The organism is Methanomicrobium antiquum (genome assembly GCF_029633915.1).
GTDB lineage: Archaea > Halobacteriota > Methanomicrobia > Methanomicrobiales > Methanomicrobiaceae > Methanomicrobium > Methanomicrobium antiquum.
Genome location: NZ_CP091092.1, coordinates 502,910 through 516,040, shown reverse-complemented (window position 1 = coordinate 516,040; position 13,131 = coordinate 502,910). Strand labels below are relative to the sequence as shown.

Genomic DNA, 13,131 nt, shown 5'->3' with positions numbered 1-13,131 from the left:
AAAAACCCAATCATTTCTTAAATTTGAAAGATCTGTTCCTGTATCTTATAAAATCTCTTTCTGTATCTTAAAAAAAATGCATCAGTCTCCTAAAAGAATTATTTAAAGTGCAGAATGGTCCTCAGAACTGCTGTTTTTTAAACATTTCAAAAGCCCTGTCAGAAACTTCCCTGTAGAGATCATTTCCTTTTGAGTCGATTGCAACAGTTAAGGGAAGTTGGTTTACTTCTATCTCCCAGACTGCTTCTGCCATTCCAAGTTCTTCATAAAAAACGCCTTTTAAACTCATCCTCGATGCCGCAAGCGCCGCACATCCGCCGGTATAGGCAAGATATACCCCATTTTTATGGAGCATTTCAGTTACATTTTCACCCATACCGCCTTTTCCAATAAAGGCTTTTACACCGGCATCGATTAAAAAACCACATAGGTTGCTGAGCCTTGCAGACGTTGTCGGACCTGCGGCAACCACCTTTCCATCTTTTATAACCGGCCCGCAGTGATATATGACAGCACCTTTGGGATTGAAAGGAATACCTGATTTTTGCATCTCAAGATGCGCTTCATCACGGGCAGTATAAATTGTTCCTGAAAGATATACCCTGTCACCTGCACAAAGCTCAAGCACTTCATCTCCAAGAGGTGTTTTAAGACAAACCGGAGTTTTAATCAAAATAATCCCTCCATGTCAACCTCAACAGTAGCACGTCTGTTAACCCAGCACTGGACATTTACTGCAACAGGAAGTGATGCCGTGTGGCAGTGGCCGCGTTTTACCTTAACTGCAATACAGGTTGTGTCGCCGCCAAGGCCCATAGGCCCTATGCCAAGTTCATTTACACTGTCGCATATTTCCTGCTCAAATTCATCCATCACGTCAACAGGCTCAAGCAGGGCTTCTTTTGCAAGCGCCGCAACACCATCAAATGTGCTTCCGATACCAACCCCCAAAACTACCGGAGGACATGGTCTTCCTCCGGCAATAAGCATTGTTTCGACAACAAAACTTTTTATTTTTGAGACTTCAGACGGAAGAAGCATACAAAGCCGAGACATATTCTCACTTCCGCCGCCCTTAGGAATGGCTGTTATTGTAAATGCACTTCCCGCCTCTCCTGGAATTATGTGAATCGCAGGTGTGCCCGTTCCTGTATTATCACCGGAGTTTTTTCTTGTTATCGGGTCAACAGCGTTTGGACGAAGAGGTATTTTTTCTGTTGCCTGCCTGACACCTTCATAGATTCCTTCATAAATGTCAAAAGACAGAGGAATTTCCGGCGGGAGATTTACAAAAAATATGTGAAGACCGGTGTCCTGACAGATTGGAGCGCAAAGACTCTCAGCCTGTTTTAAATTCTCCAGTATATTTTCATATTCTGCCTTTGCAACCGGATTTGTCTCTTTTTTTATCGTTTTTTCAAGTGCAAGCTTAAAATCATCAGGAAGATGTATTTCAGCTTCACGGACTGCTTTTTCTGTGGCTTTTGAAATCCTTAATTTTAGCATTTTATCATCATACCGGCGAATTTTTGAGTTATTTATTTATTTACACAATATTTCTTAAACATGCGCCTGAATCAGAGAAAAACTAAAAACAACTGCAGAAAAAAACCAAAAAATATCAAAAAACATAAAACAATATCAAAAAACATCAGAAAGAAAAAAAAATGAAAATTAAAAATTAAAATTAAAAATCGAAATTAGAATTAAAATAAAAAATTAAATAATCAAATTTCCATACTGAATTAAACTGCAGAAAGCATTTCCCATAAAAACGTCCATGAAATTATATATCATGCACCGGTTTCATGTAAGTTACGAAGTAACTTTCATGTAAATTTAAGAAAAGAAACAGCCCAAAAAAAAAAATCAGGCTGAAAAACCGCCTTTACAAATATTGAATAATAAATTATTCAGTTAAAAATTTGATTTGGGATATTTTCATGCCTGAACGTTTTTTACAGTTACTGTAATACGTGTTGGCGTAGGGAGTTTGTATCCTGCAGTTTTCAAGGCTTTCTTTGCCTTTTCAGCATATTCTCCAGTAGTATATACTGTGAAAATCTTCTGGCGCTCTTCAACACGTGCCGCAGTTCCTACTGCCTTTCCAAAAGCCATCCTCATACCTTCTGAAACACGGTCTGCACCTGCACCGGTAGCCTGCTTGTTCTCGCGCAGAACCTGGTGAGGGAATGTGCGGAGCTTGAAGTGATAGTTCATTCTTCCAATCTCCTTTTGAAGTTTCCTGTTTACAGACATACGTGCCGCTTCAAGAGCCTTGTGCTGAATCTGACATGCCTCATCGGCCTGAATTGTTATTTCAACAGGAAAAACCTGTTTTGTATTTCCCATATCAAACTGGACAATCTTGGAGCCGGGCACACCACCCATATATTCGCGTCTGGTGTAAGCCTTCTTCGCAAGCGCCCTATACATTTTTGCGGGTTTTCGAACCATTTTTTATAAACTCCTCGCTATCTAATGTGCTATAAAAAATGGGGATAAATCCTAATAAACCTAACTATATTTTTCATGAAAACCGGTTGTGATTTACAAAAAAAATGCATGAAATATTTTTTTGATGAACTTTTTTTTAAAAAAACGTCCATGAAATTATATTTCATGCACCGGTTTCATGTAAGTTTCCGAAATAACTTTCATGTAAAAAATTAAGTATTTTTCCTTATTTTTTTATTTAGTTCCCTCTCCCATCAGGGAAAGAACATATTTTCGAAGATCTGCAAACTCAGGAGAAGTTCTCTCCCTGCACCTTGGAATATTAATCTCAACAACATCTCTTATTTTCCCGGGGCGCGGAGACATGACAATAATTCTGTCAGCCAAAAATACAGCCTCATCAACACTGTGAGTGATAAAGATGATTGTTTTTTTAGCTCTGTGCCAGATTTCAAGAAGCTCTCTTTGCATCATATTTCTTGTCTGCGCATCTAGTGCTCCAAAAGGTTCGTCCATTAGTAAAAGTTTGGGATCATTTGCCAGTGCACGTGCAATAGCAACACGCTGGCGCATTCCTCCGGACAGTTCATGTGGATATGAGTTTGAAAACTGTGACAGACCTACAAGCTCAAGATATTTTCCTGCCGTCTGCATCCTCTCTGGTTTTGAAACCCCCTTCATCTCAAGTCCGAATGCGATATTGTCAATGACACTGAGCCATGGAAAAAGAGAGTACTCCTGAAAGACCATTCCACGTTCAGGATCAGGCCCTTCAATTGCTTTATCCACCAAAAGCGCCTGACCTGATGTCGGAGTGTCAAGACCTGCAATAATTCTTAAAAGTGTTGTCTTTCCGCACCCGGACGGCCCTACAAGGCAGATAAACTCTTCATCCTCAATTGCAAGGTTTATATTGTCAAGTGCAACAACTTCATCTTCCTCTCCCTCCGAGAAGACTTTTTTGAGATTTTCTATTGATAAAAGTGACATTTAAAGCTCCTCATCCTGCCATTTCAGCATCTGTCTGTTCACATAACGTCTAAACACGAGATCTATCAGGAGTCCTATTAGTCCAAGAATCACCATGTAAACAACAACGTTTGGCATCTGGTGAAGATTATAATAAGTCCACAGGTTTTTCCCAAGACCGTATTTACCACTGCCTGCGCCAAATATTTCTGCACCAACAAGACACATCCAGCCAACACCCATTGAAATTCTGATTCCGGAAGTTATCGAAGGAATAGCTGAAGGAAAGGCAACCCTCCTTATAAGACTCAAACTGCTTGTACATCCAAGCACCATTCCGGCTTCAATAAAAACCTTTGGAACTCCCTTAAATCCGGTATATGTATTTACAAGAATCGGAAATACCGCTCCGATAAAAATTATAAATCCGGCGGCGGCATTGGTGAGTCCAAACCAGATGATTGCAAATGGAATCCATGCAAGTGGAGGTATTGGTCTGAAAAGCTCAATTAAAGGATTTAATGCCATATCAGCCTCTTTAAACCAGCCCATAGCAATTCCAACCGGAATTCCGACAGCTATTGCGGCACACATCCCTATTGCAAAATGCAAAAGACTGTACTCAAGGTCCTTTAGAAGAGTGCCCTTAGGACCAAATGCCATATTCCAGAATGCCGAAACTATATCAGTAAAACTTGGTAAAAGAAAGGGATTTCCAACATAATATTCAGCTATAAGCTGCCATATTAAAAGAAAACCTATCAGAGTTGCGGCAGGAAATAATATTTTTTTTGTATAGTCCTTTTTTTTAGAAGCCATATTTTCTGTCCTTATGAAAAGTAAACTCAATTTATGATATAATTATGGCAATTGAAAAAATAATCTCCCACTTTTTTAAAGATTTTTTTTGCCACATTTAATACCCAAAATTCTTTTGGTTTTTCCAGATATTTAATCAGAATAAACTTTGGTTTAATTCATATATTTGTTTTAATTCAATTTTTTGTTTGATTCATATATTTGTTCTAATTCAATTTTTTTGTTTGATTCATGTATTTGTTCTAATTCATATTTTTTTGTTTGATTCATATATTTGTTCTAATTCATATTTTTATAAAAAAAAGAAGTTTTGGTTTTTAATTTTTCGAGCTTTTTTTAAGCAGTTGCAGTTGCTTTTTCGTAGAATGATAAATCGAAGATATCATCGGCAGTGAGATTTTTCTCGATATATCCAAGTTCGTTTTGCGATTTTACATATGAAAGAACGCCATCTACAATGAGATTTGGATCTGAAACCCATTCTCCGTCCCAGTTTTCAAAGGACTTTGCCGCAACTTCTTTTGTATTCTTGGTGTAATCCGAATATATCTGTGCTGCTTCATCAGTATGCTCAAGGTTATATTCAGAAGCCTTTATCTGTGTTCTTACAATTTCTGTTACTGCATCTGGATTTTCACGGATAAGTTTTCCGCTGACTACAAGGACACAGCAGGGATGATTTGGACTCATTTCTCCTGAATTAAGAACAATTTTCCCATAACCGTCCTCTTTTATGATTGTGGGCGAAGGTGCAGGTAAAAATACTGCATCAATCTGTCCGGCAGTGATTGCTGTGACTGCATCGCCAGGCCCCATCGGCCTTATATCCACATCAGATTCAGGGTCAATACCGTTTGACAAAAGCCAGTCTCTTAAAACAGTGTCCTGAATTGTTCCTGACGGGAATGTGGCAATAGTATGCCCTTTAAGTGAATCAGGGCCGGTGTATTCAATATCAGGCTTTACAACAAGTGCTGAACCCTGAGTCTGGACAGCCGCAACAATTTTTGCGTCAAGACCGGTTGCAATCGCGGATAATACAGGCGCCGCACCAACATATGCGACATCAATTTCTCCTCCAAGCATTGCCTGCATTTCAGGTGCTCCTGTGGGGAACAAATACTCATTCTTTGATGCATCAACAGTGATTCCATATGGTGCGAGGTTTTCTGTCCACCATCCTTTCTTCATTGCAGTCATGTATGCAAGCTGATGTGTACTTGGCTGATAACCAAAATTTATTTCAGCTTTTTTCTCCGTTCCCGGCTGGGAAGGCGTTTCAGTACAGCCGGCTATTAGCATAAATCCGGCTGTCAGCATTAATACCAGAAAAAGACCAGTTATTTTTTTCATCATTTTCCCCTTCTTTAATTAAACAATAACTTTTGAGAGGGAAGAATATAAGATAATATCTTTTTGGGTAACGTAATTAATACATTGAGGTTATAAAAAAATAAATTTTTTATACAATAAGGAATTTTTGTTTAAATCATTAGCAAATTAAATCAAAACATCCTTTAAATCCATAGTATTTTTTGGCATATGCTTTGTATTTTTGCGGGCGCTTACAGCATAATATGAAATTTTTGGTATTCTTACTGTATAAGAGCAGAATTCATCATCGCAACCCTCAAATTCGACAGGCAATTCCACCCAGGTTTTGTTTTCCAAAACATACATAAGAAAGGTAACATCATTCTCTGTCATACTGACATCAGAGAGCCAGTTTTTGCTTACTTCAAATGAAGCAGATAATGCAACAACCGATGATTCCGGCGCACCTGACATATGAACTGCTCCATATCCATAAACAGGTCCCAAAGGCTCTTTGAACAGATCCCTTGCAAAATCAACTTTTGAAACTTCAAACATAACATTTGAGACATCCTCGCCAAAAGCGGCTGAAAATTTTCGCATGAAACCGGTATTAATATAAAATGAAAATATGTCACCTTTTTTGAGATTACTGCTACAGGCAGATGAAAGATAAGGCGAGCATCTTACATTATACAGCTTATTTGGAGCATTTCCATAGTAACTTCCTGAGCTTTTGAAATTGTTATTACTATTTTCGGATGAATCATCTTCATTTCCATTCCCTCCGGTTTCATCTTCTCCATCCCCATCATCTTCATTTCCATTCCCTCCGGTTTCATTCACGTAAGCCTCTGCTACAATGAATTTTTCATAAACAGTCTCATTGAAAATACCATTTTTTTCTGTTGAAAGACTTACCGTATAATTACCGGGATTTTCATAGACATGTGTAATTCCCATACCATCGTCTGAAAAAATATCAGATGTATTATAAAAGCTTCCATCTCCAAATGAGAGATTCCAGGTGTCAGGAACGCCTATACTCTTATCTGAAAACATTACATGCAAAGGCGCAGTTCCTGAAGTTTTATTTACAGAAATGTTCGAGAATGTCGGAACTGTTATCTCTTTTTCGCAATATGATTCTCCAAACCGGTTTGAGACATTAAGCGACACAGTATAGATTCCGGCACATGGATATTTGTGTGCAGGAGGATTTTTTCCGGAATATGAAGAATTATCTCCAAAATTCCAGAGATAATTCTCTGCAAAAGTCTGCGAATAAGTCATATCAGAAAAAGAAACAGTCATATTTGACGATACCGGATATACAATTGCATTAAAATCAGGCTCAGGCGTTTTGCCCTTCATTGCAAAGTAAAGTGATCCGTAATTTAAATTTTCGCCGTCTTCCCTGTAAAAGGCAATGTACGGAAGATCTGTTTCAGGGTCAAATCCAAAATCGTTGTATAAACCTGAATCTGCCTCAAAAAATACGTTTTCTATCTCCCAGGCCGAGGGGTCACCCACTTTTTCAAAATTACAGGTTGCAAACTTTAGATCACCATTAGTGCCATCGCGTCTGTCATAATAACTTATTCCGGGACAGTCAGAATTGTTGTAATCCAGACTTGTATAAGGATAAGGGCGCTCTTTACTATCTGAGCCCACATCATCGACCAGAATATAATTCCAGGAAATCCCGTTGTGCCATGCGTAATAAAGATCCCCTGTATTTTTAACATAACTCACTCCCGGATATCCGTCTGAATTAAAAGCAAGAGAACAGCCAAATCCGATATTGGATGAGTTGTAGCTTATTTTATCAGATTTCCAATTTTCACCATCATATTCGCGATAATAAATTTTCTGATCTGATTGAGGATATAAATAAACAATCGCAGGATATCCCGTCAGAGGATTCAAAGCAATAGATGAATATTTAGAGCCTCCTGAGCTGGATGAAATTTCAAAATTCTGCCATATTTCATTTATACTGTAAGCATACGAAATTTTATTAGCACTATTAAAATAAGATACAAAGGGTATATCCGAATTATTATAGACAATAGAAGGCTTTGTTGTCCCGACTTTAGGATTGATTATACTCTCATCCCAGTTTTGAGAGGATTCCCATTCAAAATTTTTAGCTCCTGTCAATCTCAGAGTTATTTCAGGAGTGTCTGAATAAAAGACTATTGCAGGATATCCTGTTGAATTAAAAGAAATATCATTATATGAAGCATTTTTTGCAATATCTCTGTTTATATTCCACTGACTGCCATCATACCAGGCAACCCTGAGATCTTTTGATACAATTTCAGTATAGCTTATTACAGGATTATGTGTCACCGGACTAAAAGCAACAGAACAGTAGCCGCCTGCATTTCCATCTGTATCAATAACAGTAAAATTCCATCCATATTCATCTGATGTGGCAGAAGCGGATGCAACAGGTGCTGAAAAAAAAATCAAACCTAAAAACACAAAAATATATATCAATCTAAAACTGACCGGAGAGTCCACATTTTTTTGTTTTTATCAGATTTAAATAAAATTTTTGATTTTCATCAGGGATTTTTCTATCTCACATGAAATCTGGTTATTCCAAAATTTATCCACAATAAATCAATTTACAAAAAACAATTTACAAAAATCAATTTACAAAAATTAATTTACAAAAGTTAACCGGCATCAGATAAGATGAACAATATAAGATTCACAAATTGATGTAAAATCAATAGTCGCCTTAAATATGCATCTGAACATATAATTATGGCAGGAGATTTGTGATGAGTAAAGACCCGCTTAGAGGAGGGCGGCTTGGCGATGGACGCCCATCCGAGGTATGGGAGTATCTGTCGTCAAAAGATGCCGACAAATTCATTGGAGAATCCGATATTTTAGTTGACATCGGCCACCTCCTGATGCTGAACAGGCAGAAAATTATCGACAGCGATTCAGCAAAGGCCATAATGGAGGTTCTTTTAAGCCTTCATAAAGAGGGTCTTTGCGACTCTGTTTTTGACCCTAAATTTGAGGATGTTCACGCCGGAATCGAGGCATATATTATCGATAAAACCGGTTCTGATAAAGGCGGCAGGCTTCATATGGGCAGATCAAGAAACGATGAAGTTGCAACCTGCGTCCGCATCAGATTGCGGGAAGACATATTAGAAATTCTGTACAGAATCGCCGGTCTTAGAGGAGTTCTTATTGAGCTTGCAGAAGAGAATAAAACTTCATTCATGCCGGGATTTACACATCTTCAGTATGCACAGCCAACTACGCTTGCGCATTATTTAATGAACTATGAACAGGCCTTCGGACGTGATTTTGAGCGGTTTGGCGACTCATTATTAAGAGTAGACTTATGCCCGCTTGGCGCCGCGGCCTTTGCATCAACAGGATACCCTATTGACCGAGAATATACTGCAGAACTACTGGGCTTTTCAGGAGTTCTTGAAAACTCAATGGACTGTGTTTCCGGACGCGACTTCTGCCTTGAGACAATCTCTGCATGTGCTATAATAATGACAAACTTAAGCCGTCTTTGTGAAGAGTTAATCATATGGAGCTCTTCTTTTGCCGGATTTGTAAATCTTGACGATTCTTACTGTTCGACAAGTTCCATAATGCCGCAGAAAAAAAATCCGGACTGCGCGGAAATAATGCGCGGAAAGGCAGGATCTGTTGCCGGAGCGCTTTCCGCATCAATTGCCCAGATAAAAGGGCTTCCGATGAGCTACAACAGAGACATGCAGGATTTATGGCCGCATCTTTGGAGAGCAGTTTCAGATACAAAATCATCTGTTGAAATTATGACAGGCATGATTAAAACTGCCCGATTCAATATTGAAAAAATGGCAGATGAGGCAGGAAAAGGATTTTCCACTGCAACCGAGCTTGCCGACGTTATGGTTAGAAACTACGGGCTTCCATTCAGAACAGCTCACGGAATTGTCGGGCGTTCAGTAAGGCTTGGAAAACTTGACCTTGAAACACTTGAAAAAGCATCCCTTGAAATGGCAGATATTTCTCTCAAAGAAAGGGGAATGGATGAAAAGTCAGTTTCAGAAGCACTGGATGTTGAATTTTCAGTCCGTGAAAGAGACAAAACAGGAGGACCGTCACCGGCGGCTGTTTCAAAAAGCATTGAAAAGCGAAACTATGCATTAAAAGAAGACATAGAGTGGACTTTTTCAGTTAGAAATAATATTGACAAATCTCTTAAAAATATGATAAAACAGGCTGAGGAGCTGATTAATTAACAATGGAATCCGGAGATAAGGTTCTCTTTAGTTATGCAGGAACAGAGCTTAAAGGAACATACATAACAGAGCGAAACAAAAAAGCGGTCATCAAGCTTGAAAACGGCTATAATATTGGAGTTGACATATCAGCAGTTAAAAAAACTGAATCACCAAAGGCTAAAAGAGCAGTCCCAAAAAAGATTGAACAGGACAAAAATCTCCCTGCACTCTCAATTATCTCAACAGGCGGAACAATAGCCTCAAAGATAGATTACAGAACAGGTGCTGTTACAAGCCAGTTTGAGGCCGAAGACATTCTTCGGGCAATACCCGGTCTTAAAGATATTGCATGCTTCAGTGCACATGTTCCTGCAACAATTCTTTCAGAGAATATGACTCCTGAGATATGGAAAACTCTTGCAAGAACAATATATGATGAGATTAAGAATAACACAAACGGGATTATTGTTACGCATGGAACAGACACCCTTGCCTATTCTGCCGCGGCAATAAGTTTCATGGTGAAAACTCCGGTTCCAATTATTTTTGTCGGGTCACAGCGTTCTGCTGACAGGCCGTCAAGCGATAATGTAATGAACGGAATGTGCAGTGCAAAAGCCGCCCTTTCAGACCTTGGAGAAGTAGCGGTTGTAATGCACGGCTCAACAAACGATGACTTCTGTGCAATTCACAGAGGTACAAGAGTCCGTAAAATGCACACATCAAGGCGTGATGCCTTTAAAAGCTTAAACATAAAACCGCTCGGACGTGTTGACTATCCCTCGCTTGATGTTTCACTCGAAGAACACGCCATAAGACGAAATCAAAACAAATCTGAGCTTTTTGACAAGCTTGAAGAAAATGTCGGGCTCCTATATTTCTATCCGGGGATGAAGCCTGATATTATTGATGCATTTTCCGGCTACAAAGGGCTTGTAATTGCCGGAACCGGCCTTGGACACACATCATCGCTCTGCATTGATTCAATAAAAGCACTTTCAGAGACAGGAACAAATGTTGTGATGACATCGCAGTGTTTAAACGGCCGTGTCTGTGACAGAGTTTATGATACAGGACGCGATCTTTTAACTTCTGGAATTATTGAAGGAGAGGATATACTTCCGGAGGTCGCTTTTGTAAAACTTATGTGGGTTTTGGGACAGGAAAATAATCCCTCAACAGTAAAAGAGCTTATGAGAACAAACCTTCGCGGCGAAACAGAGAGGTGCCTTCACAATGAATTATGAAGATATTGGCCTTAAAGCCGGAATTGAAATCCATCAACAGCTAAACACGAAAGAAAAATTATTCTGCCACTGCCCGACCCAACTTCGTGATGTTACTGAAAAATGCGGAGAGTTCAAAAGATTCCTTCGTGCAACAGAAAGTGAGATGGGCGAAATTGACCGTGCGGCTGAAGAGGAGATGAAAAAGCAGGACAGAATTTACACATATTATGAATATGATACAACGTGTCTTGTAGAAAACGATGAAGAGCCTCCCGCGCCGATGAACACCGAAGCGCTCGAACTTTCCCTCATTCTTGCAAAAATGATGAACATGACTCCTGTTGAACAGGTGCATGTAATGAGAAAACTTGTAATTGACGGTTCAAACACAAGCGGTTTTCAAAGAACCTCTCTTGTTGCTCTAAACGGAAGAATACCCTGCATTCCAGGCGGTGCCGGAATTGAGTCAATCTGTCTTGAAGAAGAAGCGGCACAGCGGGTAGAAGGAGATGTATTCTCTTTGGACAGACTTGGAATTCCTCTTGCAGAAATTACAACTGCGCCTGATATGAAAACTCCGGAGCAGGTAAAAGAGGTTGCATCATACATCGGAATGCTTCTTCGCTCAACCGGAAGAGTAAAACGCGGACTTGGAACAATCCGCCAGGATGTCAATATATCAATAAAAGGCGGGGCAAGAGTTGAGATTAAAGGTGTTCAGGACTTAAATTTAATTGATGAGGTTGTAAGACGAGAGGTTTTGCGCCAGCAGAATCTTATTGCAATAAGAGATGAGCTCAAAGAGAAGAACGCCTCTGTCTCTGAAGAAATTTTTGATGTCACAGAAATCTTTTCTGAAACAGGCTCTGCAATTTTAAAGCGGGCAAAATCAATTCTTGCAGTCCGTCTGAATGGTTTTGCAGGCATTGTCGGAAGAGAAATTCAGCCCGGCCGAAGGCTTGGAAGTGAAATTTCAGATTATGCAAAGAAATGTGGTGTAGGAGGCCTGTTTCATACTGACGAACTTCCGGCATACGGAGTTTCCGAAGATGAAGTTGAAAAATTAAAAATTTTCACAAATGCCGGACCTGATGACTGTGTTATTCTGGTTGCAGACTCCAAAAAGAAGGCAGCATGTGCAATCGGCCAGATAATTAAGCGCTCCAGGCTTTCATTTGAAGGTGTTTTAGAAGAGACCAGAAAGATGCTGGAGGAAGGTTCCACTTCATATATGAGACCTCTTCCGGGCGCGGCAAGGATGTACCCGGAGACCGATGTTTTCGCATCAGACATAACAGAGGATTACTGGGATTTGCTTCAGATTCCAGAACTTTTAACAGAAAAAGAAAGACGCTTTTCAGAGGAGTTCGGGCTGGACCCTGCACTTTCGAAGAACATGGCATATTCTGTCAGGTGCAGGCTCTTTGAAGAGGCTGTATCAAAAGGTGTTAAACCAAACCTTGCGGCAAGAACTCTTTATTCGACACTGAGAGAGGTAAAACGGGAAGGATTTGACACATCAGTTCTAAAAGATAAAGAAATTATTGATATCTTATTGGCAGTCGAAGATAAAAAAGCGGCAAAAGAGGCTATTCCCGATATAATAAAAGCAGTCTGCAAAGGAGACAGTGTTAAATCAGCAATGGAAAAAATTGCTCCGTCTGTCTCTGAAGAAGAGCTTTTAAGTGTAATTTCAGCCGTTATTGAAGAGAGAAAAGACTTTGTAAAAGAGCAGGGGATGAGGGCATTGGGGCCTTTAATGGGGGTTGTCATGAAAGAGATGCGTGGCCGCGTTGACGGTAAAGTGATTAGCGAAGCTCTAAAATCCGAACTTCAAAAAGTTCTCTGAATTATTCAGAAACATTCATTCAATTATTAAAAAAAATGTTTTTTTTCAAACATACATTTTTTAGGGATTATTTTTTGATTGATTAATGGATCCTTTTTTTATTGTTTCACGGGTTTTTTTAAATTTGATTAATGAATCTCTTTTTTAAATTTGATTAATTGATCTGTTTTTTTATTATTTTACGGGTCTTTTTTTTCTATTGGTTAATTGTTTAGATTAATTGTTTAGATAAATTGTT

General features: G+C 39.2%; 10 protein-coding genes. 3 read left to right on the top strand and 7 right to left on the bottom strand.

Annotated features, from left to right (window positions below; translation table 11 throughout):
• Positions 1 to 121 precede the first annotated feature (121 nt).
• The 7 genes from L1994_RS02500 to L1994_RS02470 form a co-directional block, all read right to left on the bottom strand.
• Entirely contained in the window at positions 122 to 673 is a 552-nt protein-coding gene (locus L1994_RS02500; RefSeq protein ID WP_278100116.1) for a FumA C-terminus/TtdB family hydratase beta subunit, read from the bottom strand.
• On the bottom strand, positions 670 to 1,506 hold the full coding sequence (locus L1994_RS02495) for a fumarate hydratase (protein WP_278100115.1): 837 nt from the start codon (positions 1,504 to 1,506) through the stop codon (positions 670 to 672). Before L1994_RS02495 ends, L1994_RS02500 begins: the two co-directional genes overlap by 4 nt.
• 435 nt (positions 1,507 to 1,941) lie before the next feature.
• Positions 1,942 to 2,457 carry a 50S ribosomal protein L16 gene (locus L1994_RS02490; RefSeq protein ID WP_278100114.1) on the bottom strand — a complete coding sequence of 172 codons (516 nt, stop codon included), beginning with the start codon at positions 2,455 to 2,457 and terminating at the stop codon, positions 1,942 to 1,944.
• Positions 2,458 to 2,691: 234 nt separating this feature from the next.
• On the bottom strand, positions 2,692 to 3,447 hold the full coding sequence (locus tag L1994_RS02485) for an ABC transporter ATP-binding protein (protein WP_278100113.1): 756 nt from the start codon (positions 3,445 to 3,447) through the stop codon (positions 2,692 to 2,694).
• On the bottom strand, positions 3,448 to 4,245 hold the full coding sequence (locus L1994_RS02480; protein WP_278100112.1) for an ABC transporter permease: 798 nt from the start codon (positions 4,243 to 4,245) through the stop codon (positions 3,448 to 3,450).
• Between the two features lie 336 nt (positions 4,246 to 4,581).
• Entirely contained in the window at positions 4,582 to 5,598 is a 1,017-nt protein-coding gene (locus L1994_RS02475) for an ABC transporter substrate-binding protein (RefSeq protein WP_278100111.1), read from the bottom strand.
• A 147-nt stretch (positions 5,599 to 5,745) separates the two neighbouring features.
• Positions 5,746 to 8,037 (bottom strand): PKD domain-containing protein, encoded by a 2,292-nt coding sequence (locus L1994_RS02470; protein ID WP_278100110.1) that lies wholly within the window; start codon positions 8,035 to 8,037, stop codon positions 5,746 to 5,748.
• Between the two features lie 317 nt (positions 8,038 to 8,354).
• Between L1994_RS02470 and argH the strand changes: the two genes are divergently transcribed.
• The 3 genes from argH to gatE are packed head-to-tail and all read left to right on the top strand — an operon-like array spanning position 8,355 to position 12,893.
• Positions 8,355 to 9,833 (top strand): argininosuccinate lyase, encoded by a 1,479-nt coding sequence (argH, locus tag L1994_RS02465; RefSeq protein WP_278100109.1) that lies wholly within the window; start codon positions 8,355 to 8,357, stop codon positions 9,831 to 9,833.
• Between the two features lie 2 nt (positions 9,834 to 9,835).
• Positions 9,836 to 11,062: a Glu-tRNA(Gln) amidotransferase subunit GatD gene (gene gatD / locus L1994_RS02460; RefSeq protein WP_278100108.1), complete on the top strand. Its 1,227-nt coding sequence runs from the start codon at positions 9,836 to 9,838 to the stop codon at positions 11,060 to 11,062.
• Positions 11,052 to 12,893 (top strand): Glu-tRNA(Gln) amidotransferase subunit GatE, encoded by a 1,842-nt coding sequence (gene gatE / locus L1994_RS02455; protein ID WP_278100107.1) that lies wholly within the window; start codon positions 11,052 to 11,054, stop codon positions 12,891 to 12,893. The genes gatD and gatE overlap by 11 nt, the downstream gene beginning before the upstream one ends.
• The last annotated feature ends 238 nt before the right edge of the window (positions 12,894 to 13,131 follow it).